Source organism: Sorangium sp. So ce1014 (assembly GCF_051521505.1).
GTDB lineage: Bacteria > Myxococcota_A > Polyangia > Polyangiales > Polyangiaceae > Sorangium.
In genome coordinates this window covers 5948431-5974914 of record NZ_CP150356.1, presented here as the reverse complement: position 1 = coordinate 5974914, position 26484 = coordinate 5948431, and the positions used below count along the sequence as shown (strand labels likewise).

Sequence of the window (26484 nt, the reverse complement as noted above, 5' to 3'; positions counted from 1 at the left end):
CGAGATGCTCCGGCTGACGCGCTATCTGACGAAGAACTACGACACGCCCGACGGCCACAAGCTCTCGGTGTACGAGAAGGGCGGCGGCTATCAGCAGGCGAAGCGCGCCCTCGGGATGACGCGCGAGGCGCTCGTCGAGGAGATGAAGGCGGCCAACATCCGCGGCCGCGGCGGCGCGGGCTTCGCGATGGGCGTGAAGTGGAGCTTCATGCCGTGGCCCCCGAAGCCCGAGAAGCCGCACTACCTCGTCATCAACGCGGACGAGGGCGAGCCCGGCACCTTCAAGGACCGCACGCTGATGGAGAAGAACCCGCACTCCGTCGTCGAGGGGTGCATCATCGGGTGCTTCGGCATCGGCGCCCACGCCGCGTACATCTACGTGCGCGACGAGCTGCACCTCTCGAAGGCGCGGCTCTGGGCCGCGATCGAGGAGGCGCGCGCGAAGGGCTACCTCGGCAAGCGCCCGTTCGGGATCGACTACCCCGTCGAGGTCTACGTCCACACGGGCGCCGGCGCGTACATCTGCGGCGAGGAGACGTCGCTCCTCAACTCGCTCGAAGGCAAGCGCGGCGAGCCGCGGCTCAAGCCGCCGTTCCCCGCCCAGTTCGGCGCGTTCGGGATGCCGACGACCGTGAACAACCTGGAGACGATCGCCGCGGTGCCCACGGCGCTCGAGCTCGGGGGCGACAACTTCTCGAAGCTCTCGGCGCTGCACCACCTGAAGGACGGCGGCTGCCGGCTCTTCGGCGTGAGCGGCCACGTGAACAACCCCGGGATCTTCGAGGCGTGCGTCGGCGTCACGCTCCGCGAGCTCATCTACGACTTCGGCGGCGGCGTGAAGCACGGCAACCTGCTCGCGGTCATCCCGGGCGGCTCGTCGTGCCCCATCCTGCGCGCCGACGAGGTCGTCAACGCCCCGAACGAGAAGTCGCCGCTCCACGCGTGGCACGGCCAGAGCGTGCTCGACGTGCCGCTCGGCGTGGACACGTTCCGCGCGCTCGGGACGATGCTCGGGACCTGCTGCGCCATCGTCCTCAGCGACAAGGCGTGCCCGGTCCTCGCGATGCACAACCTGATGCGCTTCTACCGCCACGAGTCGTGCGGCCAGTGCACGCCGTGCCGCGAGGGCAGCGCGTGGATCCACCGGATCCTCGATCGCATCGTGCACGGCGAGGGGACGATCGAGGAGCTCGATCGGCTGCACGAGATCGCCGACAACATCATGGGCAACACCATCTGCGCCTTCGGGGAGGGCACGGCGATGCCCGCGCTCGGCTTCCTGCGCAAATTCCGCAAGGAATTCGAGGCGTACATACAGACCAAGGGCCGGTCGTCGACAGGGGTGCTCTCGCCGTGAAAATCTTCGAATTCGCCTTCTTTGGGCTGGCGTCGCTGCTCGTCCTCCTCGGCGGCGTGGCCACGGTCGCGGCCCGGAACCCGATCCGCGGCGCGATGGGCCTGCTCACGTCGATCGTCGGCATCGCGGGGCTCTACCTGATGCTCTCCGCGGAGTTCCTCGCGGCGATCCAGATCCTCGTGTACGCGGGCGCGGTCGTCATCCTCTTCCTCTTCGTGATCATGCTCCTCGGCCCGTCGGCGACGTCGCCGCGCGACGCCCGCACCGCGGTGCCGCGCTACCTGGGCGCCGGCGTCTTCGCGGCCAGCAGCATCGGCGCGCTCGCCCTCGTCGCGAGCGCCGCGAAGCCCGGGGCCCGGGTCCTCGCGGAGGCCCCGGAGTCGCTCGGGACCATCGAGGCGCTCGGGCACGAGCTCTTCACGAAGGGGATCGTGCCGTTCGAGCTCTCGGGCGCGCTGCTCCTCGTCGCCGTGGTCGGCGCCGTCGCCGTCGCCCGCGGCAAGCAGGTCGACCCCACGCTGCTGCCGGCCGGGGCCGCGTCGCCGGACGCGCGCGATCAGGTCCCCGTGCGCGACGCGGCGGCGCCGGACCCGCAGCCGGGCGCCCTCACGGGCCACTTCACCCTGTCGACGAAGGAGCCGAAATCATGATCTCCGTCCCCATCGAGTACCACCTCGTTGTCGCGGCGGTGCTGTTCGTGATCGGGTCGGTGGGCTTCCTGCTGCGCAGGAACCTGCTGGTCCTCCTGATGAGCATCGAGCTGATGCTCAACGCCGTGAACCTCACGCTCGTCGCGTACAACCGGGTGCACCTGCACGATCACACCGGGCAGATCTTCACTTTCTTCGTCATCGCCATCGCCGCGGCGGAAGCCGCAGTCGGTCTCGCGATCGTGCTCGCGTTCTATCGCATCCGGAAGACGATGCGCTCGGACGACGCCGATCTCCTGAGGAGTTAGCGTGGAAGCCCTGAGAGTCTTATTCCCCGCGTCCGAGTTCACGCTGCTCGCGGTCGTGCTCGGCCTGCCGGCGCTCGGCGCGTTCGTGAACGGTCTCTTCGGCAAGCGGCTCGGCAAGGACGCGGTCCGGCTGATGGCGCTCGCCGCGCTCGGCGGCGCCTTCCTGGCGGCCGTCATGACGTTCCTGATGCTGCCGCACGAGGGCGGCAAGCTCACCTGGACGGCCTGGCGCTGGTTCTCGATCACCGGCCGGATGGGCCAGTCGATCCCGATCGACGTCGCCTTCAGCGTCGACGGCCTGAGCGGGACGATGATCCTCGTCGTCACCGGCGTCGGCTTCCTCATCCACCTCTACTCGTCCTCGTACATGCGTGAGGACCCCGGGTACCACCGGTTCTTCGCGTACCTGAACCTGTTCTGCTTCTCGATGCTCGTGCTGATCCTGGCCGACAACCTCGCCGTCCTCTTCGTGGGGTGGGAGGGCGTCGGCATGTGCAGCTACCTGCTCATCGGCTTCTGGTTCCAGGACGACAAGAACGCGAGCGCGGGCAAGAAGGCGTTCGTCGTGAACCGCATCGGCGACTTCGGCCTCCTCGTCGCGATGGCGATGCTCGTCTACTACACGGGCACGCTGACCTTCGACGGCATCGCGGCGAACGCGGGCAACCTGCTCTCCGCGGTGAAGGTCTGGCCGATCGGCAACATGTCGGCCGAGACGGTGCCCGGCTTCCTGAGCTTCGTCATCCCGTCGCAGCCCGTGCTCATGTACGCGGCGACGCTGGTCGGGCTCGCGCTGTTCCTCGGCTGCGCCGGCAAGAGCGCGCAGATCCCGCTGTACATCTGGCTGCCCGACGCCATGGCCGGCCCGACCCCGGTCTCCGCCCTGATCCACGCCGCGACGATGGTGACCGCGGGCGTCTACCTCGTGGCCCGGCTCGCGGCGGTGTTCGTGCTGTCGCCGTTCGCGATGGCGGTGATCGCGGTGACCGGCGTGCTCACGGCGCTGTTCGCGGCCTCGATCGGGCTCTTCCAGAACGACCTGAAGAAGGTCCTCGCCTACTCCACGGTGAGCCAGCTCGGGTTCATGTTCATCGGCGTGGGCGTCGGCGCGTTCGCGGCCGGCTTCTTCCACGTCCTCACGCACGCCTTCTTCAAGGCCTGCCTCTTCCTCGGCGCCGGCTCGGTGATCCACGCGATGCACGCCCGCATCCACGACACCGACCAGTCCCAGGACATGCGGAACATGGGCGGCCTCAAGAAGTACATGCCCCTGACCCGCTGGACGTTCCTCCTCGCGTGCTTCTCGATCGCGGGCTTCCCCGGGTTCGCCGGGTTCTGGTCGAAGGACGAGATCCTGTGGCGCGCCTTCTCCAGCCGGATCGCCTCGGTGGCGACGCGGGGGCAGCCGGTGTGGCAGTGGCCCGAGTGGCTCGGCCCGACGATCTTCTTCGCCGGCATCGTGGCCGCGACGATGACCGCCTTCTACATGTTCCGCGCCTACTTCATGACGTTCCACGGCGAGTTCCGCGGCTGGAAGATCGTGCGCGGGTGGAAGGATCCGCACCCGCACGGCCATCACGACGACCACCACGCGCACGCGGCCGGCGAGAAGCTCGATGGCCCGGAGCCGCACGAGTCGCCGCTGTCGATGACGATCCCGCTGATCGTGCTCGCGGCGCTGTCGGTCTTCGCCGGCTTCCTCATGGCGGAGCCGCTCGTGCACCTCACCCACGTCCACGCGTTCGCGCCGCTCGCGCACCTGCTCGAGCCGGTCTTCTGGATGACGTCGCGGGCGGTGGAGGAGCGCGAGGCGGCGAAGGGGATGCTCTTCCCGATGATGCTGCCCGGCGTCGCCGCGTGCTTCATCGGCATCGTCGCGGCCACGTACGTGTACTGGAACCGCCGCGGCGAGCACGAGCGGCGCTTCGCCCAGGCCTTCCCGGGGCTCTACCGGCTCGTCTACGACAAGTGGCGGATCGACGAGCTCTACAACGCGACGGTGGTGGGCATGGTCGACGCCCTGGCGGACATCTTCACGATGGCCGACAAGTGGATCATCGACGGCGTCATCGCCAAGCTCTCCGCCGCGCTGGTCGGGTTCTTCGGCACGGTGCTGCGCGCGCTCCAGACGGGCCGCGTGCAGGTCTACGCCGCGTCGATGGTCGTCGGGCTCGCCGGCGTCGGCTGGTTCATGGTCAGCCCGCACGCGGACGCGAACGTCGACGACGCCGAGCTGCGCCGGTCGGGCGAGGTGAAGCTCTCGGCCGCGCCGGGGCTCGGCTACCAGTACCGCTGGGAGGGGCCCGGCGTGCCGTCGCGCGACTTCTCCAAGGCCACCGACGTCACGGTGAAGCTCGAGCCGGGCGAGAAGAAGGACGTCGTGCTCCGCGTGCGCAACGCCTTCAACCGCGAGGCGACCGAGACGTTCTCGTTCTCGCGGCCGCCGGGCCGCAAGAGCCCGACGGGCCCGACCACGCTGCGGGTCCCGGACGTGCCCACGCTGCCCCCGGGGACGACCCCGGCGGAGCAGATCCATGACCTGATCAAGCCGAGAGGCCTGCAATGAGCGCGCTCGATCTCGTAACCCATCACTGGCCGGCGCTCGCAGCCGGCGTCGTCGGAGCGCTGCTCCCGCGGAGCGCGGGCGCCGCCCGCGCGGACGGCGATCACGACCACGACCACGGGCACGGCGACGACCACCACGCGGGCGACGATCACCACGGCGACGGGCACGGTGAGGCCCAGGCCAGCGCCGGGTACACCCCGTGGCAGCGGTTCGGCCTCGGGCTGATCGCGGCGCTCACCGTGCTCAGCGTGCAGTGGCTCTGGCCGTCCGACGCGCCGGCGGCCGCGGCGGAGGCGTCCGGGGAGTGGTCGTCGCTCCTCAACGTGCTCATCGGCCTGCCGTTCGTCGGGGCCGCCGCGGTGCTGTTCATGCCGCGGCAGATGCTCTCGCTGCTCCGGGGCTTCACGCTGGCCGTGCTCGGCGCGGGCTTCCTCGCGTCGCTCTGGCTGCTCAGCGTGCCGATGACGGAGGGCTGGCACTTCCAGTCGATCAAGGAGTGGATCCCGTCGCTCGGCATCCGGTGGCACGTCGCGATCGACGGCATCAGCCTCTGGCTCGTCCTGCTCACGACGTTCATCGCGCCCATCGCGGCGTACGCGTCGTTCGGGTCGATCAAGAGCCGGATCAAGGAGCTCTGCTTCTGCCTCCTGCTCCTGCAGGGCGCGATGCTCGGCGCCTTCGTCGCGCTCGACCTGTTCCTGTTCTTCGTCTTCTGGGAGCTGATGCTGGTGCCGATGTTCGTGATGATCGGCATCTGGGGCGGCGTCGAGAAGATCAAGGCCGCGATCAAGCTGTTCGTCTACACGATGGCGGGCTCGATGCTGATGCTTGCGGGCATCGTGTACCTCGTGTGGGCGAACCAGAAGCTCACGGGCGCGTACACCTTCGACTACCTCGCGCTCTCGCGCGTGGTGCTGCCGCGCAGCACCCAGATGCTCTGCTTCTGGGCGTTCTCGATCGCGTTCTTCATCAAGGTGCCGATGTGGCCGGTGCACACGTGGCTGCCGGACGCCCACGTGCAGGCGCCGACCGGCGGCTCGGTCATCCTGGCCGCGGTGATGCTGAAGATCGGGACGTACGCGTACCTGCGCTTCTCGATGGGCCTCTTCCCCGGCCCGGCCTCCAGCCTCGCGGCCAACCTGGCCGGCATCGCGATCCTCGGCGGCGTGATCTACGGCGCGCTCGTCGCCTGGAAGCAGTCCGACGTGAAGCGGCTCGTGGCGTACTCGTCGGTCGCCCACCTGGGCTACGTGATGCTCGGGCTCTTCGGCGTCACGCCGAGCGGGATCCAGGGCGCGGTGCTCCAGATGGTGAACCACGGCGTCTCCACCGGCGCGCTCTTCCTCCTCGTCGGCGTGATCTACGACCGCCGCCACACCCGCCAGGTCTCCGAGTTCGGCGGCCTCGCCAAGGTGATGCCGGTCTACGCGGCGCTCTTCCTGATCGTGACGTTCGCCTCCGTGGGCGTGCCCGGCACGAACGGGTTCATCGGCGAGTTCATGATCATCACCGCGACCTACGTCTCCGAGCGCCTCGGGGTCTTCAGCGGGATCCACACCGTGGGCGCCGCGGCGGGCGTCATCCTCGCCGCCGTCTACATGCTGAGCGTCGTGCAGAAGATGTTCTTCGGGCCGCTCACGAACCCGAAGAACAGGCACCTGCCCGACCTCACGCCCCGCGAGGGCCTCGCGCTCGCGCCGCTGATCCTGATGATCTTCGTGATCGGCTTGTTCCCTGGGATCTTCCTCGATCGGATGAAGGAGTCGGTCCTGTCTACTTACAACCAGTTCAAGGTCGTCTCCGGGCAGGCGATCCTCTTCGCGGACGAACAGAACGCGAAGCTCCTGCCCGAGGACACGTTCTCCCCGGCCTTCATGAAGGGGGCGCCCGTGCTGCGCTCCGGTGAGGGCGCGGAGGGGGCGGGTGACGGCGGAGAGGCGCGGCTCGAGCCGGCGGCGGGCGGCAAGGTCGCGGCGCGCGCGGGGGAGGCGGCGCGATGAACCTCGGACCGTTCATCGCGGTGTCGCCGCTGCTGGTCGTCGCGCTCGGCGGCGTGCTGCTGATGCTCACGGAGGCGTTCTCGCACCGCCGCGAGGAGTCGCACGACCGCCGCTCCGGGCCCTCGTCCGACCTCGCGCTCGGGACCGCGATCACGCTCCTCGCCGGGGCGGTGTTCTCGGGCGCGGTCGGGTTCGTCGGCCCCGAGACGCTGGACGGGGCCGAGGCGCTCGCGCCCTACCTGATCATCGACCGCTTCACGCTGTTCTTCTCCTTCGTGCTCTGCCTCGGCGGCGCGCTGGCGGCGCTGCTCGCCGGCGGGTACCTCCCGGAGCACCGGCTCGATCGCGGGGAGTTCTACCCGCTGCTGACCTTCTCGACGGTCGGCGCGATCATCCTCGCCGCCGCGGGGGATCTGCTGACGCTCTTCCTCGGCCTGGAGACGATGTCGCTCGGGGCGTACGCGCTGACCGGGTTCCGCCGGACCTCGCCGCGGAGCACCGAGGCGGCGATCAAGTACTTCCTGCTCGGCTCGTTCGCGGCGGCGCTGCTGCTCTACGGCGGCGCGCTGATCTACGGGGCGACGGGGCACACCGACCTCGCCGGGATCGGCCAGGCCATCGCGGGCGCGACGGGGGACAAGGCGCCGAACCCGGCGCTGCTGCTCATCGGGGCGGCGCTGATGCTCGTGGGGCTCGCGTTCAAGGTGAGCGCGGTGCCGTTCCACATGTGGACGCCCGACGCCTACGAGGGCGCGCCGACGCCGGCGACCACGTTCATGGCGGTCGCGGTGAAGGGCGCGGCGTTCGCGACGCTGCTGCGCGTGCTGCTCGGCGCGTTCGGCGGCCCGGCGCTCTCGTCGTGGGCGGCGGGCTGGCCGCCGGCCGTGGCGGTGATGGCGCTGCTCACGATGACGGTCGCGAACCTCATCGCGGGCCGGCAGGAGTCGGTGAAGCGGATGCTCGCCTACTCGAGCATCGCGCACGCCGGCTACCTGCTCGTCGGCGTGGCGGCGACGGTGCGCGCGAGCGAGGACGCGCAGGCGAGCGTGATGTTCTACCTGCTCGTCTACACGGTCTCGACGGTCGGCGCCTTCGGCACGCTCATCCTCTGCGGCAGCCGCGGCGCCGAGGCGGTGAGCTACGAGGATCTCTCCGGCATCGGCAAGCGGCACCCGGTGGCGGCGCTCGCGTTCTCGCTGTTCCTCCTGTCGCTGGCCGGCGTCCCCCCGACGGCCGGCTTCTTCGGCAAGTTCTACATCGTCAAGGCGGCGATGGGCGCCGAGCTGTACACGCTGTCGGTGGCGCTGCTCCTCAACAGCGTGCTCTCGGCCTACTACTACCTGCGGGTGCTCGTGTTCATGTACATGCGCGAGCCGGCCCCGGGCGCGCCGATCGCCCGGCCCATGCGCTCGGGCTACGTCAACGCGGCGCTGATCGTCTCCGCGGTGCTCGTGATGGTCCTCGGCATCTGGCCGACGACCTCCCTCGGGATCGCGGTTCGCGCGGTCCTCGCTTCGCACTGATCCACACGGCCATCGCTGATCCCACGGGGGGGCGCCTCGCCGAGCCGGGGCGCCGAGGGCCTACCGCCTTCGCAGAGCCGCGGCGCGCGGCGCGGGGCAGTGCGCCGCGCGCTGCGCGCTGCGCGCTGCGCGCTGCGCGCTGCCAACTGACTTGGCAACGATGGCACCGGCGCCAGCGGCGCTCGCGTCCTTCTGCAGCGAATACGTGGTGCTGCGCGGGGCGCGCGAGTTGCTAAAGTCGGCGCCGATGCGGAACGGTGAGAAGATGCAGAGGATGGCGGGGAACTGGCGGATGCGGGCGGCAAGCGTCGCGCTGCTCGGGGCGCTCGGGTGTCAGGGGGGGAACACGGGCGGAGGCTCGCCCGCGGGGAGCGCGGCGCCGGCGGCGAGCGCGGCGGCCGCTGGGAGCGCGGCGCCGGCAGCGAGCGCGGCGCCGGGGGGGGCGGCGAGCGCCAGCGCAGCGGGGAGCGCGCAGGCGGCGCCGGCCGCGGCGTCCACGATCTCGTTGACCTCGGAAACGGTGCTGAAGGTGATGAACCCGCGGGGGCGAGCGCCGTACAGCGGGCCCACGGGGACGCTGCGAGGACGGGTCACCATCAAGGGAGATCCGCCGCCGGATACGGGGCTCAGCTTCCCGACCGGCAAGTGCGGTGAGGCAGCGGCCACCTACGGGCGGCTGTTCCGCGTGGGGCAGCAGAACGCCGTCGCCGACGCGCTCGTCACGGTCGTCAACTACAGCGGTCACGTGCCCGAGCGCGAGGAGGCAGAGAAGGTGACCATCCACGGCTGCGCGTTCTCGACCCGGACCGTGGCCATGACCTTCGGCCAGCGGATCGAGGTCGCGAACCTCGACCCGCTGGAGCCCTACATGCCCAACCTCGAGGGCGCCCCCTTCATGGCCGTCCTCGTCGCCATGCCGCAAGGCGAAGCCGTGCCGTTCCACCCCCCGCAGCCGGGCTACTACCAGCTCGTGGACAAGATGCCGAAGCCGTTCCTCAAGGCCGAGGTCTTCGTGCTCAAGTTCGCGACCCACGACGTGACCGGCCTCGACGGCAAGTTCGAGATCAAGGGCATCCCCGTCGGCAAGGTGCTCACCGCCGCGCTCCTGCCAGCCATCGAGCAGGACGTGAAGAAGGAGATCGAGATCAAGGAGGGCGAGAACACGCTCGATTTCGAGCTCAACTTCGATCTCGAGAAGCACAACGAGAAGAAGAAGAGCGCGAAGCCGTCGCGGTGAGCTCAGGGCGCGGCCGGCGCGCCCCCTGCGAGCTCGCGGTGAACGCGCTGCTCGATCGCATGCGACAGCGGATCGCGGGCGCCGGGCGCGGGGGGCGGCAGCGGGCCGAGCCAGACGAGCGCGGCGTCACGGCCGACGCGACGGAAGAGCAGCTCGGCCAACAGGAGCCGGGCGAGCCGCGAGGGGGGCACCGCGGCGCCGCCGCCCGCAGGCGCGTGGAGCGCGTCGCAGGCGCGGGTCAGCGCCTCGAGATCGCCGCCCAGATCGGCCGCCACCGCGAGCGCGACGAGCGCCGAGGCGCTCGCCGGGTCGGCCGCCGAGACGAGCTCGGCCTGCTCGCGGGCCTCGGCGCCGCGGCCCAGGGCGGCCGCGCGCACCGCGATCTCGGCGGGCGGCAGCTCCGCGTCGCGCGCCAGCCGGCGGGCGCGCCGCAGCTGCCCCAGGACCAGCGCCTCGTCGAGCTCGGCCAGCGGCCCCCGGGGAGACAGCGGCCGCCCGGAGGCGGCAGCCCTCCGCGACGCGAGCTCGCGCAGGCGCCGCGCGGCCTCCTCGGCCACCGCGCGATCGCCGGCCGCCAGGGCCACCGCGCGCAGCTCGCGCCACGCGTCCGCCGACCCGGGGCGACGCACGAGGAGCGCCCGCAACGACAGGCGCGCGTCCTCGGTCCGGCCGAGCCGCCGCAGGATCTCGGCCCGGAGCAGGATGCCGTCGTCGCGATCCGGATCGAGCAGGATCGCCCGGTCGACGCGCCCGAGCGCCGCCAGAAGCCGCCCCGCCGCGAGATCGCAGCGCGCCTGCTCGCGGTGGGCCGGCTCGTAGTCGCGATCGATCGCGCGGGCGCGCTCGAACGCGTCGTCCGCCGCCTCCGGGCGGCCGAGGCGGCAGCGCACCGACCCGACCCGGGTCCAGATGTCCGCGCTCTCGGGATCGCTGTCCTCCGCCAGCTCGTACGCCTGCAGGGCCGTCGCGAGATTGCCGCGCGCCTCGGCCTCGGCGCCGATGGCGTACAGCGCGTACGCGTACGGCCGGATCTGGCGGCCCTCGATGATCTGGCCGTCCACCGAGCGCGCGACCCGGGGCGCGGCGCAGCCGGCGCCGAGCGAGAGCGCCGCGAGCGCCGCGAGCCACGCGGCGGAGCGCGGCAGGGCTACGCGCACGCGGCGATCTCGGCGAGGAGGCGATCGTTCTCCTCGCGGAGGCCGACGGTGATGCGCAGCCGGTGCGCGAGGCGCCCGCCCGCCGCGTGGAAGCTGCGCACGAGGACGCCGCGCGCCGCGAGCGCCTCGAACACCTCCCCGGCGGGGCGGCGCGTGCCGACCCAGAGGAAGTTCGCGTGGCTCGGCGCGACCGAGAGGCCGAGCTCGGTCAGGCCGCGCGCGAGGCGCTCCCGCTCGTCGATCACGGTCGCGGCGGCGCGGCGGAGCTCGTCGCCGAGCTCCTGCAGGGCGCAGGTGGCGGCGCGCTGCGACGGGACGGGCAGGTTGTAGGGCTGGCGGACCTTGTCGAGCTCGGCCACGAGCGCCCGGTCGCCGAGGAGCCAGCCGACCCGCAGCGACGCGAGTCCGATCTTCGAGAGCGTCCTCAGCACGGCGACGTTCGGGTGCTTGCGCCAGAGGGCGAGCTGGTCGCGCGGGGCGAAGTCGATGTACGCCTCGTCGATGATCACGAGGGCGTCCTTCGCCGCGGCGATGACCGCCTCGAGCCGGTCCTCCGACATGAGCGCGCCCGTCGGGTTGTTCGGCGAGGCGATGAAGACGACGTTCGGGCGCGCGAACTCGACGGCGCGCACGAGGCCTGCCACGTCGAGATCCCAGCCGGCGTCGAGCGGGACCTCGACGGCGCGCATGCCCCGCGCGCGCGCGCTCAGCTTGTACATGACGAAGGTGGGGCTGGTCGTCACGATGCTCGCCGCGTGCGCGTCGGGCCGCGGGCGGCTGAGCGCGGTGAGGACGATCGAGATCACCTCGTCGGAGCCGACGCCGGCGAGGACCTCGTCGGTCTCGGCGCCGCAGCGGGCGGCGATGGCCTCGCGGAGCTCGAGCAGGCGCGCGTCGGGGTAGCGGCCCCAGTCCTCGGGCGCCGCGGCCCGCGCGAGGGCGGCCCGCGCCTCGGCCGAGAGCAGCGGCGGGCTCTCGTTGGCGTCGAGGCGCACGGGGAAGTGACCCGCGACCGGGGTGTAGGCGTGGAGCTCGGCGAGCTCCGGACGGAGCAGCGCAGAGAGAAAATCGGGCAGCGGCATGTCTCGGTCCACGGTCGTCGCGGGCGCGGGGAGCTGAGGAGGGGAGCTGGGGGAGCGGTATACTACCCGCGCCTGACCGGGAACATCTCGACGTGCGACACAAGGTGATCTCATGCCCACGATCCGCCGTGCGACCGTGCTCGTGCCGTCGCTGTCGTCCCCCATCGTTCCCGACCTGAACCTGATCTTCTCGCCGGACTTCCCGCTGGAGGAGCGAGACGGGAAGGCGTTCGCCGTGCGGCGCGCCGCCGAGGTGCCCTGGTCGGTCGCGCGCGTCGGCACGGCAGCAGAAGCGCTCCGGGACGTGGCGGAGGAGGTGGCGCGCAGGTTCGGCCCCCTCCCTGACGGCGCCCTGCCGGAGAGCGCGCCCGGAGACGTCGTCGGCGCGTACGCGTTCTCGTTCGTGCGCCTGTCGTTCGTATCGCCCTTCGCCAGCCAGCGTGAGGGCGTCTTCTTCGGCGAGCGCGTCGTGCCGGTCTTCGGGCTCTGGAAGGACGTCGACGACGCGACGTGGTCGCGGGCGGCGGCGCAGCTCGTGGTGCATCGCCACCGCGACCTCGATGACTTCGTGATCGAGCTCGACGCCAGGGACGATGAGCGGGTCGTTGTCGCGCGATGCCCGCGCCCCGAGACGCTCGGGGCCGCCGTCGCGGAGGTCGTCGCGGCTGTGCGGAGGTCGCGGAGCTGGCGCGGGAGATGGTTCGGCGCGAAGCCCTTCGACCGGAGCTGCGCGCTGCGGATCCCCCCGCTCGATCTGTGCGCGATCCGCGCCCATGAGGAGCTCATCGGCAAGCCGCTCGCAGGCGGGGATGACGGTCCCCGGATCGGCGACGCACGCCACGCGGTCCACTTCCGCCTGGGCTGGGACGCGCTCCCGCCGATCGGGCCCGGGCCGATCACCCTCGGGCGCGGCGATATGTACGAGCGCCCCTTCGTCTGCGACGGCCCGTTCCTCGTCGTCGTCCTGGGCGCGCCGCCGCAGGACGAGGTGCGGCTCGCCGCCTGGATCGCGGCGCCGGAGGCGCTGGAGGGCGCGACCGCCGGCGCGCCCTGAGCGGCAGGCCGCCCGTCACTGCCCGAACGTGTACCAGCGCGGTTTGACGTCCGAGATCAGGTGGCCACCGCCGTTGACGTGCAGGTTGCCTGGGGCGCTGCCGGACCCGAGGCCGGTGGGCATCCCGCTGACCAGCCCCGAGGCGCCCACGTTGCCCAGCTGCCCGGCGGAGGCCACCCCTGGAATGCCCTTCGCGGTCGCGCCGGACGTGGTCGCCCCGGTCCGGTCCGCCACGGCCTGCGCGACGCTCCGGCCGAAGGTGCTCGGCTTCGTCCCGCCGTTGCACGTGACGACGTCCACGCGCGTGCCGGGCATGCTCCCGTTGAACCCGGCGGCGTTCAGCTTGTCCGCGAGCTGCGCCCCCGAGATCTTCTTCCCCGCCCACTCGACGCTGCCAGGCCAGCCGTGCGTGTCGACGACGACATCGGTCTCGCCCTTGAGGCTCCCTGGCACGACCTGGTTCGGCTTGAGGATCGTCGCGCCCGGGTACTTCGCCGCGTACTGCGAATAGTACGCGTTGTGGAGCTTGGGATCGTTCGAGGCCGTGATGATCGTGAGCAGCCCGAGCGGGTCGATGAAGAGCGTCGGGTTCGGGACGAAGCCGATCTCCTGCAGCGAGCCCGACACGCCGATCGGATCCGGCGTGATGAACACGCGCAGGTCGGGCGCGTAGTAGCGGTACCGGTTGTAGTGGAGCCCGGTGAGCTCGTCGGCGCGCTGCCCGGCGAAGCGGAGCGCGCCCGGCTCGCCGCGCCGGTGCGCGACCTCGCCCCAGGTGGTCAGATCGATCTCTGTGACCTGGCCGGCCGCGTCGAGGTAGAGCCACGGCGTCCCTGCGGCGTCGGTCGCCACGAGGCGGAAGCTCGCTCCGCCCTGCGACTCGAGCAGCGGCATGTGACCCGGCGTGTCGAAGACACGGCGCGTGATCTGCCCGCTCGCCGTGCGCTCCTCGACGATGCTGTCGCCGTCCCAGCCGAACCAGGTGCTCCCCTGGCCGACGATCTCGGCCACGCGGCGGCCGAGCGCGTCGTAGATGTACTGGACCTTCAGCCCGTCGCCGCGCACGGCCTCGGTCAGCCGGTCGTTGTCGTCGAACGTGTACCGCCACGTGCGTTGCGGATCGGGCGCGTCCCGGCCCGCCAGCCGGCCGAGCCGGTCCCAGTACAGGGTCTGATCGCCCAGCGCGAGCGGCCGCCCGCCGGCGCCGACCGACCCTTCGCCCCGCGGCATCGCCGTGCCGTGCGGCGAGAAGGAGAACGACTCCGTCACGCCGAGCCCGCGCGCCTCCACGGGCCGCCCGTGCGCGTCGAGCTCGTAGCGGCGCTCGCCGCGCTCGGTGTCGATCACGGCGGCCAGCGCCCCGGTCGGGTGCCAGCGGTACGCGCGGGCCCGGACGACCTCCCCCGGCGCGCCCTCCACCCGGACCTCCACGGGAAACCCCTCGGCGTTGCGCCGGGTCAAGATGGCCCCGATCCCGCCCTCGCGCTGGCGGGCGCGCTCGCCGTCCTGCGCGTCGCGCTCGAAGACGAAGCGCTCGGCGGCGTCCGGCTGGCCCACGCCCATCGCCGTGACCCGCCCGTGGGCGTCGTGCTCCAGCGTCACGCGCCAGCCGGACGAGTACCTGCGCCCCACGAGCTTGCCGCCCTCGTCATAGTCGTAGCTCGTGACGAACTTGAAGCCGCCGCAGGTCTGGGTGTCGCGAAGGATCGCGCCGCGATCGTCGTACGCGAGCTCGGTCGTGCAGGCGCCGTTCGTCGCGCCCACGACGCGCCCGAGGGCGTCGTACTCGAAGCGCTCGATGAGGCCGGAGGAGTGCTCCCGCGCGACGACGTGGCCCGCGCCGTCGCGCGCGAGCCGCACGAGCGACTCGTCGGGCCGGAGGATCGACGCGAGCCGGTCCGCGCCGTCGTACTCGTAGCGGTACTGGAGGCCCGTGAACGTCGTCTCGCGGGCGAGGTTGCCGGACGCGTCGTAGACGAAGGTGCGCCGCTCGCCCGCGGCGTTCTGCATCCAGCGCAGCCGGAGGAGCGCGTCGTAGCCCATGAGCCAGCGCGAGCCGTCCGGCAGCGTCTGCTCGACGAGCGCGCTGGCCACGTAGCGGTAATGCGCGCGACCGCCGCCGGGGTACGACGTCGCCGTGCACAGCCTGAGCCCGTCGAAGGCGTGCTCGGTGCGCTGCCCGCTCGGCCCGACGACGCCGACGACGTTCCCCGACGAGTCGTACTCGAGCGTCGTCGCCGCGCCGCCGGGGGACTCGATGCGCACCGGCATGCCCAGCAGATCGTACACGTAGGCCCAGACGCGCTCTCCCTGGGCGTAGCGGATCAGGTTGCCGTGCGCGTCGTACTCGAGCGTGTCCGTGAGGCCGCTCGGGTACGTGATCTTCGTGTTCTTGCCGCGCCCGTTGTACTCGGCGGTCGTCTTGCCGCGCGCGTCCTCGAGCTCGACGACCCGCCCATGGCTGCGCCGCGCGGTGGATCGGGTCCCGTCGGGGGCGAGGGTGGTGACCCCCTGTCGCTCCGCGTCGATCAGGTACCGGACCGTGCCGCTGCCGTCGCTGAGGGACGAGAGCCGGCCGGAGGCGTCGTAATGGCGCCGCTGCGTGACGCCGGCGCCGTCGGTGACGGCGATGAGCCGTCCGACCGCGTCGTACCTGAAGAGCATCGCGTATCCGCGCGGGTCGACGTAGCGCTCGACGAGCCCCAGCGCGTTGCCCTCGTAACGGTGCACGTGGCCGAGCGCGTCCGTCACGGCGGCCTGGTGAGGCCCGGGCCCGTACGCGATGCGCGTGTGGAAGATGCCGCGCGCACTGCCGCCGGCACGCCCGTCGGGATCGCCGAGCGCGGCGAGGAGGTCCGCGCCCGGGATCTCGCCCCAGGTCTCGACGCAGCGCCGCTCGCCGCCCACGTCCTGGTACACGAAATGGAAGACGACCCCATCGGGGCGCGCCTCCGAGAGCAGGTAATGCTCCTCGTCGTAGCTGAACCGGGTCTCGGCGCCGCCCGCGTCGATCACCCGGACGAGGTCGCCCCGGCCATCGAGCTCGTAGGTCACGAGGCGCCGCCGGTGCTCCTGGCCGTCCTCGTCCGTGACGGCGACGGTCCAGATCCGCAGGTTCCCCTCGCGAGAGAGCGCCGCGCGGCGGCCGACCGAGTCCGTGATGGCCACGATCTCGTCCTGGTCCCAGTCGATGTGGGCCGCGTTGCCGAAGCGATCGCGCAGCTCGACGAGCGCATACGCCCTTGGATCCGCGGTCGGCCGGAGGACCCGCACGAGGTCGTCGTCCAGGTCGACGACGATCGTCTCGCCGTCGCGGAGCACCTTCCGGCCGTGGGGGAGCAGCAGCGCCTCGTCGGCCCCGGGCAGCGGCATCTCGGTGCGGCGCTGCTGGTCGTCGATGAGGGCGAGGCGATCGCCGTTGCGCTCGGCGCGCCAGGCGAGGCTGTGCGACCAGCCCCAGCCGAGCCCGCAGCGGTGGCGCACGGCCGAGGTGCTGTAGGTGCGGACCCATTGCACCCAGAGGAACCCGGGGAGCGTGAAGTCGACGGCCGGGATCGTGAACAGCGTCCCGGTCACGACGTCGATCGGGTGGCCCGCGGCCGCCTGGCCCTCGGCGCCCGGCGGCGCCGGCGGGCTCGGTGGCCCGGCGCCCTGGCCGCTCCCGCCGCCGCCGCCGCCGGCGTTGCTCCCGCCCTGTGGCCCGCCGCCGCCCGGTCCTCCGGCGCCGCCGCCGCCTCCCCCGCCGCCGCCGCCTCCTCCCGCGGCGTTGCTGGCGTTCGCGCCGGCGCCGAAGGTGATGCTCTTGTTCATCTGGCCCATGCTGCCGGTGATGCCGGCCATGCCGAGCTCGATGAGGACGTTGGGCGCGCCGAGCCAGGGGAAGCAGGGCCCGCCGGTGTTGAGGCTGACGACCTCCTTGAGCGTGCCTGGCTCGTTGCCGTGGCACGCCTTCATGCAGCCGCCGACCGTGAGGATCTTCGCGCCCTCGATCTTCGTGCGCATGCACGGGTCGATGATCCCCTCGGCGACGGTGCCCATGGTCGGGTAGGGGATGGGCAATGGGCTGGGCGCGGCCGGGGTCAGGCACACGCTGACGGCCATGCCGGTCATCTGGTGTCCGGATTTCTCCGTGATGGTGTCCAGGTGGAGGGCAGTGACCTTACCCATGGCCCTGGCATGCTCTCACGGGCGGGGAGGCGGCCACAACCGCGCGCTCGTCCCTGTAGTCCACCGTCGTCGCGAGCGTGGGGGAGGGGATCGAGGGAGCGGTATACTCCCCGAGCGATGAGCGCCATGAACCCCGAAGGCGGCGCGGCTGCCGACCTCGTCGTACCGGAGGATCTCCCCTTCCTGGAGAGCCTGTCGTGGTTCGACGCCCGCTGGCGTGAGCTGTCCGCCATCGAGATGCTCCAGCGCTACGAGCGCGGGTGGCGGAATCGCGGCGTGACGGCCGATCTTTCCGGCGAGGAGGCCGCGTTCGTGCGGGCGCTCATTCACCGCTTCGGGAGCGTGCTCGATGTTCCGGCGTGAGCTCTACCGCACCATGGCGCGCGTGCTCGACGCCCTCGATGCGGGCGGGGGAATGGCACGTCCAGTTCTCTCTCTCTGTCCTCTGCGCCTCTGTGGCTCATTCTCGATCTTCAAGCGGACGGTGCTCTAGCTAGACGATCGGCTCGGGTTCGTTCTTCTTCCTGGCGCTGGCGGCGCGGGCCCGTTCGGCGCGCCGCTCTTCTTCCGCCGCGTCCTCGTAGGGCGAGAGGAGGCGGTCGCGGACGAGCGCGTGCGTCTCGTCCGTGTCGTCGTCGTACTCCGCGTGCACGTGCACCATGAGGGTGCCGTAGGCCTCGTGCCACGCTTCCACCGCCTTGATCGCCGGATCCGCGCCCTTCGCCTCGGTGACGCCGAGCTTCTGGCCGTAGAGCGCGGTCCAGCTGCGGAGGCGATCGACCTCGGCCCCGAGCCCGAGGCGCTCCACCGCCGCCTTCACGCCCTTGCCGTCGAGCGCCTTGACCAGCGCGTTCATGCGCACCCACTGCTGGGAGTACACGAGCTTGACGAAGCCCGTTCCCGACGACAGCACCTCCGAGCGCACAAGCGCGGCGTCGGCCCGGCGCGCGGCCTGTTCATGGCCCACCGGCAGGATGTCGTCGTGGTCGAAGGCGCGCTCGATGCCGTCGAGCTGGGCGCCGAAGGCGGAGATGCACCGGTCGGCGCCGCGGTCGATCTCCGTCATGGTGGCGTCGGTGCTCCCGAGCGCCTCGACGGCCTCGGTGCGCGCGATGACGGACTGGACCGCTGCGTCGACCTTGGGGGCGAGCTTGGTCTTCCTGGATCTGAGCACCTCTCGATGAGCGGCGAGCTTTGTACCTGCGATGATGCACCCGGCCGGCGTGAGCCGGCGGGCGAGAAACGCGGCTTTTCTCATGATGGCGGTGGTATCACGGCCGAGCGGGCGTGGAAGCGCGGGGCAGCATTGCGTCCATGGGGGCGGTGGGTCCCCGGGGCGCGTCGGCGACGCGGCGGTGGGTCCCCGGGGCGCGTCGGCGACGCGGCGGTGGGTCCCCGGGGCGCGTCGGCGACGCGGCGGTGGGCCCCCGGGGCGCGTCGGCGACGCGGCGGTGGGCCCCCGGGGCGCGTCGGCGACGCGACGATGAACACCAGCCAGCGTTGCCGGCGCGGCGACGCGCTCGAGGTCATTCTCGCCGTCGGCGGCGCGCCAGGTGCAGCGGCCGCGTCATTCCCAGCCGCGCGTGCGCTCGAGCGCAGCGCGCAGCGCGCCGCACCGACCCATGCGATCCACGCTCGCGGCGAACGATTTCCTCACGTCATAGGCGAGCTGCGCGGGAAACCCACGGGATGCGAGCTCCATGTTGTGTGCCTTCTTCAGGCACAGCGCCTGGTCGGGCGCGGGCAGCTCATCGAGCTCCGCACGTTTTCCCTCCCATGCCTCGATGTCTCCGACGTGGCGGCCCCCGTGCTCACGGCGGCAGATCTCGCTCGCGCGTCGAACGTTCTGGTAGAGCCACGCCTCGATGCTCCGGAACGGGCAGACGAGAAGAAGATGCTCGATCTGCAGTACGGGAGCAGGCGGCTCGGCGTCGCCCTTGGTTCGTAGCCTGGTCCGAGGCGCATTGGCGCGACCGCGGTCGACGACCTGCGGCAGTTGCGTGACGACCTTCCGGTCGAATTTCGCGATGTTCTCGCTGGTGTCTCGCTCGGCCCACGGCCGATCCCCATCGATATGGAAGATCACGAACGTGCCGGGCGACAGGAGCTTGCGCGCGATGTACCTCAGCAGCCGGACGCGTCGCTCGTGCTCGCGCGGGTTCTTGCCGTCGGTCTTCCAGACATTGCCGCGCATCGCCTCCTCCTCCTTCGGCTCGCTCGGGAGGAAGTCGACGCGATGGCGTCCGTAGCCGGGAACGACGAGATCGAGCATCCGGCCGACGAGCGCCTCGACGGTCGCGCGACCCTCCTCACCGCTGTCCTCCGTGAGGATCACGATCGAGAGGCGGGCTCCCTCCGAGCTCACCACAGCCCTCGCGACTGCAGGATCTCGCTCACGTGCTCGACGCCGACCTCGTATGCGGCGAAGAACTCCCCGGCGTCCTCGTCGCTCATGTTCGCCCAGCTCCAGGCCGGTCTGCCGCCGCGCCGCTCGCCGCGACAGAGCACGAAGCTATGGTGGACCTGCTCGGGCGAGGTGATGGGGACGTAGTCGAGCAGGAGCGGGTTCTGGCTCGTCAAGAACGCCTGACGCTCTCCGATAGCTTCGACGCACGCCGTGATCCAGTGGTGATGCAGGCCGTTCACGAGCTCGTCGGCGATGACGATGTCGTCGTTGCAGGCGAGGTAATAGAAGAAGGTGAGCAGGCGCTTCTGCCCGTAGCTCAGGCGCGCGTGGGTGATGAATTCACCGCCCTCCCACCAGAACCGGAACACGAGACCCCCGAGCGTCACGTATTCGGAATCTTCACCCCACGGGTGCCGTTCGGTCACGTCCACCTTCAGCTCGGCGGCGTCGAATCCCATGATTCCCTTGATGGTGGCAAGGAAGTCCAGATCAGCGTGCTTGAAGGTGTAGTCAGATCTTGACCGCTCGTACATCGGCGCCAGCTGTCGGAGGAGGGGCTCCGGCAGGAGAACGGAGCCAGCTCCAGCTATCAGCTCCTTTTCTCGACGAATGACGACCCTCTCGTGAGCGTCACTCGGCCCCGCTAGCCACGTGAACAGCTCCAGTGACTCGTCGAATCGCCGCGCGGAGCTCCCAGCGAAGACCCTGTCGAAGATGGAGCCCATGAATTCGGGAGTCTCCAGCATGTAGCTCCAAAGGAATCCTGCGTTGAGGCATGAGAGCTCCCGACCCCCTCCGATCGGCCGGTTATCTCCGATCGTGAGTCCACGCTCGACGTCGTACCGGATGCGGCGGCGAGTTCCAGAGGACGAATCCTCGATCGTGACGTCCGCAGCAGGGCGCCAGTGCTCCGATAGGTCAATCGGGGTGCGAGGCGTTGTCTCTGCAAAGCTCGTCTGCTCCTTGTTGCCGATCGCAACGAGCACCGTCGCCTCTCCCGGCACCGCGAGCTCGTACTCGACCGCGAACTCTTCCCGGGCGAGGCTGCTGAAATCCGACCGCACGACCATCGAGATCAGCTCGAGCAGCGTCGTCTTTCCGGTCCCGTTCTGGCCGAGCAGCACGTTGAGGCCGTCCGAGAACCGGAGCTCCGTGCCCGGTGCCACGCCCCGGAACTTGTCGATCCGCAGTCGCCTGAGCTTCAGCATCACGCGCCGACGTTAGCCGGCCGCGCTGTGCCGTCAACCGCGGCTGCCTGCGCGCAGCGCCGGACAGCAGCCCCGAATCGCCGGGCGGTCACTCCGGCCGACCCGCCGCCGTCAGCGCGCGACCAGGCGCATCGCGGGGCGGTTGTGCTGGGAGTGCTCGGCCTCGAGCTCCTCCAGCTCGAACGCCCTGTCCATGTCCAGGTCGAGCTCCTCGAGCTCGCGCTGCGTGCTCTCGCCGCTGTCGAAGCCGTCGAGCTCGCGCATGAACCGGTCGATCTCCGCGCAGGTCGCCGGCGAATCCACCGGCGTCATCGATTGCTCGTGCATCAGCTGGATGAGCTCCAGGATCGTCGCGAGCTTCTGCGACACCACCTCGAGCCCCTCGCGGGTACGGCTCCAGCACTCGGCCCGCCGGTAGGCGATCGAAAGCCGCCGCTCGGATAGCCCGCGCGCGCGCCCCGCCGACGTGCTCCGCAGCGCCTCGAGCGACCGGATCGTCTCCATGAGCTCGGTGTGGTTCGTCATCGCGAGCGACTCCTGGCCGGCCTTGTGCGCGATCGCGAGGCGGATGTAGCTCATGAGCAGGCGGCTCAGGCCGAAGCCGTCGTCGAGCAACAGCGGGACGGAGCCGCCGCGGCGACGGATGTTCTCGCGGGTGCGATCGATCAGCCGGTCGAGCCGCGCGAGCTCCTGCTGGTGCCGGATGTCCATCTGACGGATCAGCGACTCGCGCGCCCGCGACCACGCCGCCCGATCGGCCTCGTCGAGCTGCGCGTCGATGCTGCGGCGGAAGTAGCCGCGCCAGGGGATGATGCACAGGATCACGAGCTCCGCCCCGAGGCCGAACAGCAAGAGGAGCGGGCTCCAGCCGATGAAGCTCAGGAGGAGCACGCTCCCCACGACGAGCAGGTTGTACGGGTGCACCATCACCCGCCCCAGGTAGGTGCGCGCGGTGCGCCTCCGCAGCGGTGCGACCTGGACGCCGAACGCGGCCAGCGTCGCCCGCGACTCGGCCATGCCGGCGCCAAGCACATCCTCCAATCGGCACAGCTCTCGATCGCACGTCGTCATGGAGCCCCCCTCCTCACCACCTGGTCCTCTGGTCCTCGTGCCACCCCGCCCCGTTCACCACCCCCCGCGGCCGACACAGCCGGCCAGGCGCTCGGCGCGAAAACGCGCGCCCCGCGCCGGCGCGCTGTGAACACAGCTCACGCTCGCCGAACCCCCGCCGGCGACCCCCAGCCCGCCAAGCCTGCCCCGGAGGACCCGGTGCCCGCCGCGCTCATCGGCTGACCACACGGTAACTCCATGAAAATTCAATATTTTATGGCGGCGTTGCGGCATCACGAGCTCCACGAATCTCATGCTTGTCTCGCTCTTGGCCTCTCGAAGGCCTCGCGAAGGCCCGCGGTGCGTCGCCGGAGCGCAGCGCCGCGGTCGATCCCGGAGCGAGCAGAGCGGGCTCCGTGCCAAGCGCCGCGACACCGCGGGGCGCACGATCGACGAGGGGGCGCGCTCAGGCGTGCGGCGGAGGAGCTGCGTCCAGCACGTGGACGCCGGGGGCGCCGAGCGACATGGGCACACGCTCGAGGCCGGCCGCGCGCGCTGCCGCGAGCCATGCCGCCGAGGGCGGCGCGCCGCCGACGTAAAGGGAGACGTCGCCGCCGCCGGCGCCGCTCGGCGCGAGCGCCGCGCCCTCGGCGGCCGCGGCAGGGCGGAGGCGCGCGAGGGCAGGGGTGACGATCGGCGCGCCCGCGCGGTCGCCGAGCTCGGCGAGCGCATCGACCTGGCGAGCCAGCGCGGCCACGAGCGCGCGGGCGTCCGCGGCAAGGACCGCCGCGCGTGCGCCCCCGGCGGCCGCGTCCAGCAGGGCGCGGTGCGCCGCCGGCTCGCGGGCGGCGAGCGCACGCACGCGCTCCAGCATGGCGCTCGTGCGCGCCGAGGCGTCGCTCGCGAAGACCTCGATCGCCAGCCCGCCCGGCAGCGCGTGCGGCGTCACAGCGAGCTCGCCGTCCGGCCCGAGCCGGCAGCAGAGCACGCCGCCGTGGACGCTCGCCGCGACGTCGACGCCGCTGCCCCCGCCCTGCGCCCGCCGGTGCGCCGCGAGCGCGGCGAGGAAGAGCGCGCGGACGTCCCAGGCAGGCATCGGCCGGCCGGGCGACGCCGCGGCCGGCGCGGACGCCGCCGCGCGCGCCGCGAGGGTGGCCACGAGGATGGCCGCGCTCGAGCCGAGGCCGAGCTTGCGGCTCGCCCCGGACGGCGGCGCGCCCGGCGAGGCCGGCGCCGACGAACGAAGCGCGGACGCGTCGAACCACACCGCCCGGTCGAGCGCGCCCGCGTCGATCGCCGCCTGGACCTCCTCCGTGACGAGGTCGACCCGGCGCGCCGGATCGGCGACGACATACCGATCGACCGCGGCCACGAGCGCGGGCGCGCCCTCGAGCACGGCGTACGCGCCCGAGAGGACGAGCTTGCCAGGCGCCCGGACGATCACGCGCCCGCGCCCCCCGCCGGAGGCGCGAGGCGGGCGCCGCCGCCGGGGACGGCCGAGATGGTGCGGAGGACGCCGGGGACGGCGAGCAGCGCACGCTCCACGGCGGCCTGCGCCTCGGGCGCCGTGAAGACCTTCACGTGCGGGCCGGCGTCGATGGTGAAGAACGCCGGCGTGCCCTGGCCCCGGAGACTCCGCACCGCGGCGATCACCTCGACGGTGGCGCCGGTCCAGTAGAGCAGGCCCGGCGAGGCGGCGATGCTCGAGGCGTGCATGCACAGGGCGCTCGCCTCGGCCGCGGCGCCGAGCGCGGCGAAGTCGCGGGCGAGGACCGCCGCGCGGACCACGTCGAAGAGCGACGGCGCGGCGTCGACCCAGGCGGGGAAATAGGGGCTCGTCGTCGCGGTGTGCCGCATGCCCTCGCTGGAGCCCACCTCCTTCGGGCCCTCGCGCGTCACCGCGATCACGACCGCGAGCGGCCAGTGCCCCTCGGGCGCGAGCGGCGTCGCCGCGAGCGCCTCGTCGCCGGGGCGCCCGGCGCGGAGCTCGACGAAGCCGCCGAACGCGGAGCGCGCGGCGGAGACCGAGGTCCTCCGCGCGAGGTCGCTCATCACGGCGGGCGCGGTGGGCAGGCCCGCGGCGGCGCTCGCGGCGAGCGCGAGCGCGGCGAACGCCGACGCGCTCGAGGCGAGCCCCGCCGCGGTGGGGAAGTCGTTGCGGCTGACCACGCGGGCGCGCTCGCGCCGCCCCGAGGCGGCGCGGACCCGGTCGAGGAGCCCGGAGACCCGGCGCGTCGCCCCCGAGTCCGGCGGCAGGGCCGCGCCGCCGAGGTGGAGCTCGTCGCGATCGAGCGACGGGTCGAAGACGACCTCCGTCGTCGTCGTCATCCCGGCGAGCGTCACGGAGAGGCTCGGCACGGCGGGCAGGTTGTGCCCGTCGGCCCGTTTGCCCCAGTACTTCGCGAGGGCGATGTTCGGATGGGCGATCGCGGTCGCCCGGCTCACGGCGCTCATGCTTGCTCCTCCGCCCCCGTCCTCGTGCCCGCCTTCACCCGGGTCACGAAGCCGCTGTACCCCGCGTCGCGCCAGGCGGCGAGCACGCGATCTGCCGCGCCGCTCGACGTCGCCGGCGCGCCGCCGCCGGGCCGAGGGGGCGGGAGCAGGGCGATGACCGAGCCGCCTCCGCCGGCGCCGGTGAGCTTGGCGCCGAGCGCGCCGGCCTCGCGCGCGAGCTTGCACAGGGTCTCGATCGCCTCGGTCGAGACGAACATCCCGGCGAGGAGCAGCTGGTTCATGTCCATCAGCCGGCCGAGCCCGATCGCGTCGCCCGCCTCGATCGCGAGGGCCGCGCTCTCGACGAGCGCGGCGATGCCGGCGATGGAGGCGTCGGCCAGCGTGGGGTTGCGCTCGAAGAGCTTCGCCACGAGCTCGACCATGCTGCGCGTGGACGACGGCACCCCCGTCGAGCCCACGCACAGCCAGAGGTCGTCGCGCGGGGCGACGGAGGTCGCGCCGTGCGCCCGGGTGAAGCGGAAGCACCCGCCGCGCGCCGCCGCCGTCGTGTCGATGCCCGACGGGTTACCGTGGAACACGCGCTCCCAGGCGGCAGCCGCGGCGACCGCGGCCTCGGCGGTGAACGCGGCCGGCGCGATGGAGGCGGCCGGCGCGGCGGCCTCGAGCGACCCGCGCGCCAGCGCGGCGACCGCACGGGCGATCGCGACCCCGAGCGCCGCCGAGCTCCCCAGGCCGCCGCCGGGCGGCAGGTCGCTCTCCGCCTCGACGCGCACCGGGCCGGCGCCGGGGAGCGCGTCGAGCAGGGCCGCGAACGCGTGCGCGATGTCCCCCTCGGCCGGCGCCGTGCCGTGCTCGCGCCCGCCCAGCCGCAGCGCGCTCGCGCGCATGTCGCCCACACCCGCGTCGACGCGCGTCGCGCGCGCGCGGGCGCCTCGCTCGATGCCGGCGGCGAGCGCGGGCGCTCCGTACACGACCGCGTGCTCGCCGAGCAGGATGACCTTGCCGGACGCCTGGCCGAGCGCCTCGATCATGCGCCTGTCCACCGGAGCGCGCTCGCCGCGCCGCACAGGATCTGCCGGGCCGACGCGCTCACCGGCAGCGACCGCCCGAGGGCCTCGGCCTCGCCGCACAGGGCGGAGAGCCGCTCCTCGACCGCGCGCCGCGCGCCGCACGCCTCGAGCGCCAGCGTCGCGGCCGCCACGGCGTCGTCGCTCGCGTCCTTGCGGCCGAGCGCTCGCTCGACGGCGCTCCGGCCCGCGGCGTCGAGGCGCCCCTCGGCCGACGCGAGCACCGCGGTGCGCTTGCCGGCGCGCAGGTCGTTGCCGACCGGCTTGCCGGTCGCGGCGGCGCTCCCGAAGGTGCCGAGGAGGTCGTCGCGCAGCTGGAAGGCGACGCCCACCGGCGCCGCGAACCGCTCGAGCGCCGCCACGGTCTCGGGCGGCGCGCCGGCGAGCGTGGCGCCGAGCGCGAGCGGGCCGCGCACCGTGTAGCTGCCGGTCTTGAGCGCGTGCATCTGCTCGACGTCCTCGGCCCGCCCGACAACGTCGAGGTGCTGCCCGATCACGACGTCCTCGTGCATCGCGCAGAACAGCCGCACGGCCGCGAGCGCCCTCGCCGGCGGCGCCTCGGCGCCCGCGAGCGCGCTCAGCGCGAGGCCCCACGTGAGATCGCCCGCGAGGATCGCGGACGAGGCCCCGAGGTGCGGATCGCCGAGCGCCTCGGTCAGCGCGACGTGCACGGTGCGGTCCCCCCTCCGGACTGTGTCGCCGTCGATCCAGTCGTCCTGGATGAGCAGGTACGTCTGGAGCAGCTCGAGCGCGACGCCGGCGTCGATCGCGGGCTCGAGCGGCGCGTCCGGCGCGACGCCCTGGTAGGCGGCGACGAGCAGGCCCGCGCGGAACCGCTTGCCGCCGCGCAGGGTGAGGTTCCTCGCCTCCATGGCCATCGCCGCGACCTCGCGGCCGTAGCGCTGCACGTGGCTCACCCTGTCGCGCCAGCGCTGCTCGAGCGCGGCCTCGATGCGGGGGCGGATCGAGGAGAGGAAGTCGAGGAACAGGCGCGCGCCTGGATCCCCCGTCCCCTCGAGCGTCCGATCGCCGGCGCGGGGCGCGCTCTCTCCGTCCTTCGTGTGCGCTGTCATGGAATGCGCGGCAGCCTAGGAGCCGCGCGCGAGCCGGTCAATCTCGGCCGAGAAACGGCGAATAGCGCGGTGAGTCGCGCCGCTCCGCGCCGCCTCCGAGGTGGCTTGGGTCCTGCAATGTGGG

General features: G+C 72.3%; 20 protein-coding genes. 9 read left to right on the top strand and 11 right to left on the bottom strand.

From position 1 onward, the window contains the following. The first annotated feature begins 4 nt into the window (after positions 1–4). From nuoF to WME75_RS22410, 7 genes are all read left to right on the top strand, one after another. Positions 5–1357, top strand: a complete 1353-nt coding sequence (gene nuoF / locus WME75_RS22440) for an NADH-quinone oxidoreductase subunit NuoF (protein WP_437494358.1) — start codon at positions 5–7, stop codon at positions 1355–1357. Beyond that, positions 1354–2007 (top strand): NADH-quinone oxidoreductase subunit J family protein, encoded by a 654-nt coding sequence (locus tag WME75_RS22435; protein WP_437494356.1) that lies wholly within the window; start codon positions 1354–1356, stop codon positions 2005–2007. Before nuoF ends, WME75_RS22435 begins: the two co-directional genes overlap by 4 nt. Next, positions 2004–2315: an NADH-quinone oxidoreductase subunit NuoK gene (gene nuoK / locus WME75_RS22430; RefSeq protein ID WP_437494354.1), complete on the top strand. Its 312-nt coding sequence runs from the start codon at positions 2004–2006 to the stop codon at positions 2313–2315. The genes WME75_RS22435 and nuoK overlap by 4 nt, the downstream gene beginning before the upstream one ends. 1 nt (position 2316) lies before the next feature. Further along, positions 2317–4881, top strand: coding sequence for an NADH-quinone oxidoreductase subunit L (gene nuoL, locus WME75_RS22425; RefSeq protein ID WP_437494352.1), 2565 nt, complete (start codon positions 2317–2319; stop codon positions 4879–4881). After that, positions 4878–6881: a complex I subunit 4 family protein gene (locus tag WME75_RS22420; protein ID WP_437494350.1), complete on the top strand. Its 2004-nt coding sequence runs from the start codon at positions 4878–4880 to the stop codon at positions 6879–6881. Before nuoL ends, WME75_RS22420 begins: the two co-directional genes overlap by 4 nt. Beyond that, on the top strand, positions 6878–8404 hold the full coding sequence (locus WME75_RS22415) for an NADH-quinone oxidoreductase subunit N (protein WP_437494348.1): 1527 nt from the start codon (positions 6878–6880) through the stop codon (positions 8402–8404). The genes WME75_RS22420 and WME75_RS22415 overlap by 4 nt, the downstream gene beginning before the upstream one ends. 160 nt (positions 8405–8564) lie before the next feature. Then, a complete protein-coding gene (locus WME75_RS22410; protein WP_437494346.1) occupies positions 8565–9641 on the top strand; it encodes a hypothetical protein in 1077 nt (358 codons plus the stop codon). 2 nt (positions 9642–9643) lie between these two features. Here WME75_RS22410 and WME75_RS22405 read toward each other — a convergent pair whose 3' ends face one another. Then, complete coding sequence (locus WME75_RS22405) at positions 9644–10798, bottom strand: tetratricopeptide repeat protein (protein ID WP_437494345.1); 1155 nt, start codon at positions 10796–10798, stop codon at positions 9644–9646. After that, positions 10789–11880, bottom strand: coding sequence for a histidinol-phosphate transaminase (gene hisC, locus WME75_RS22400; RefSeq protein WP_437494343.1), 1092 nt, complete (start codon positions 11878–11880; stop codon positions 10789–10791). The genes WME75_RS22405 and hisC overlap by 10 nt, the downstream gene beginning before the upstream one ends. 112 nt (positions 11881–11992) lie before the next feature. Here hisC and WME75_RS22395 point away from each other — a divergent pair, with 112 nt between their 5' ends. Beyond that, positions 11993–12934 carry a hypothetical protein gene (locus WME75_RS22395; RefSeq protein ID WP_437494341.1) on the top strand — a complete coding sequence of 314 codons (942 nt, stop codon included), beginning with the start codon at positions 11993–11995 and terminating at the stop codon, positions 12932–12934. Positions 12935–12949: 15 nt separating this feature from the next. Here the strand turns inward: WME75_RS22395 and WME75_RS22390 are convergent, their stop codons facing one another. Continuing rightward, positions 12950–17101, bottom strand: coding sequence for a PAAR-like domain-containing protein (locus WME75_RS22390; RefSeq protein WP_437494339.1), 4152 nt, complete (start codon positions 17099–17101; stop codon positions 12950–12952). Between the two features lie 117 nt (positions 17102–17218). On the opposite strand from WME75_RS22390, the gene WME75_RS22385 reads away from it, so the two are divergent. Further along, a complete protein-coding gene (locus tag WME75_RS22385; protein WP_437494337.1) occupies positions 17219–17464 on the top strand; it encodes a hypothetical protein in 246 nt (81 codons plus the stop codon). Between the two features lie 130 nt (positions 17465–17594). On the opposite strand, the gene WME75_RS22380 is transcribed toward WME75_RS22385, so the two are convergent. The 8 genes from WME75_RS22380 to WME75_RS22345 all read right to left on the bottom strand — a co-directional run bounded on the left by WME75_RS22380 (position 17595) and on the right by WME75_RS22345 (position 26360). Then, a complete protein-coding gene (locus WME75_RS22380) occupies positions 17595–18359 on the bottom strand; it encodes a phosphoenolpyruvate--protein phosphotransferase (RefSeq protein ID WP_437494335.1) in 765 nt (254 codons plus the stop codon). 309 nt (positions 18360–18668) lie between these two features. Further along, on the bottom strand, positions 18669–19466 hold the full coding sequence (locus WME75_RS22375) for a hypothetical protein (protein ID WP_437494333.1): 798 nt from the start codon (positions 19464–19466) through the stop codon (positions 18669–18671). Beyond that, positions 19463–20716, bottom strand: a complete 1254-nt coding sequence (locus tag WME75_RS22370; protein ID WP_437494894.1) for an AAA family ATPase — start codon at positions 20714–20716, stop codon at positions 19463–19465. The genes WME75_RS22375 and WME75_RS22370 overlap by 4 nt, the downstream gene beginning before the upstream one ends. Before the next feature lie 111 nt (positions 20717–20827). Beyond that, complete coding sequence (locus tag WME75_RS22365; protein ID WP_437494892.1) at positions 20828–21748, bottom strand: hypothetical protein; 921 nt, start codon at positions 21746–21748, stop codon at positions 20828–20830. A gap of 484 nt (positions 21749–22232) precedes the next feature. Beyond that, entirely contained in the window at positions 22233–23210 is a 978-nt protein-coding gene (locus WME75_RS22360; protein ID WP_437494331.1) for a GHMP family kinase ATP-binding protein, read from the bottom strand. Then, a complete protein-coding gene (gene mvaD / locus WME75_RS22355) occupies positions 23207–24220 on the bottom strand; it encodes a diphosphomevalonate decarboxylase (RefSeq protein WP_437494329.1) in 1014 nt (337 codons plus the stop codon). The genes WME75_RS22360 and mvaD overlap by 4 nt, the downstream gene beginning before the upstream one ends. Next, positions 24217–25251: a mevalonate kinase gene (gene mvk / locus WME75_RS22350; protein ID WP_437494327.1), complete on the bottom strand. Its 1035-nt coding sequence runs from the start codon at positions 25249–25251 to the stop codon at positions 24217–24219. The genes mvaD and mvk overlap by 4 nt, the downstream gene beginning before the upstream one ends. Continuing rightward, entirely contained in the window at positions 25248–26360 is a 1113-nt protein-coding gene (locus tag WME75_RS22345) for a polyprenyl synthetase family protein (protein ID WP_437494325.1), read from the bottom strand. Before WME75_RS22345 ends, mvk begins: the two co-directional genes overlap by 4 nt. Positions 26361–26484 lie beyond the last annotated feature (124 nt).

What these genes read in the sequence shown, in the direction of transcription:
- nuoF (WP_437494358.1), top strand. Translation starts at nt 5, where the DNA reads ATGCTCCGGCTGACGCGCTATCTGACGAAGAACTACGACACGCCCGAC.
- nuoK (WP_437494354.1), top strand. Translation starts at nt 2,004, where the DNA reads ATGATCTCCGTCCCCATCGAGTACCACCTCGTTGTCGCGGCGGTGCTG.
- WME75_RS22420 (WP_437494350.1), top strand. Translation starts at nt 4,878, where the DNA reads ATGAGCGCGCTCGATCTCGTAACCCATCACTGGCCGGCGCTCGCAGCC.
- WME75_RS22415 (WP_437494348.1), top strand. Translation starts at nt 6,878, where the DNA reads ATGAACCTCGGACCGTTCATCGCGGTGTCGCCGCTGCTGGTCGTCGCG.
- WME75_RS22410 (WP_437494346.1), top strand. Translation starts at nt 8,565, where the DNA reads ATGGCACCGGCGCCAGCGGCGCTCGCGTCCTTCTGCAGCGAATACGTG.
- hisC (WP_437494343.1), bottom strand. Translation starts at nt 11,880, where the DNA reads ATGCCGCTGCCCGATTTTCTCTCTGCGCTGCTCCGTCCGGAGCTCGCC.
- WME75_RS22395 (WP_437494341.1), top strand. Translation starts at nt 11,993, where the DNA reads ATGCCCACGATCCGCCGTGCGACCGTGCTCGTGCCGTCGCTGTCGTCC.
- WME75_RS22390 (WP_437494339.1), bottom strand. Translation starts at nt 17,101, where the DNA reads ATGGGTAAGGTCACTGCCCTCCACCTGGACACCATCACGGAGAAATCC.
- WME75_RS22385 (WP_437494337.1), top strand. Translation starts at nt 17,219, where the DNA reads ATGAGCGCCATGAACCCCGAAGGCGGCGCGGCTGCCGACCTCGTCGTA.
- WME75_RS22380 (WP_437494335.1), bottom strand. Translation starts at nt 18,359, where the DNA reads ATGAGAAAAGCCGCGTTTCTCGCCCGCCGGCTCACGCCGGCCGGGTGC.
- WME75_RS22370 (WP_437494894.1), bottom strand. Translation starts at nt 20,716, where the DNA reads ATGCTGAAGCTCAGGCGACTGCGGATCGACAAGTTCCGGGGCGTGGCA.
- mvaD (WP_437494329.1), bottom strand. Translation starts at nt 24,220, where the DNA reads ATGAGCGCCGTGAGCCGGGCGACCGCGATCGCCCATCCGAACATCGCC.
- mvk (WP_437494327.1), bottom strand. Translation starts at nt 25,251, where the DNA reads ATGATCGAGGCGCTCGGCCAGGCGTCCGGCAAGGTCATCCTGCTCGGC.
- WME75_RS22345 (WP_437494325.1), bottom strand. Translation starts at nt 26,360, where the DNA reads ATGACAGCGCACACGAAGGACGGAGAGAGCGCGCCCCGCGCCGGCGAT.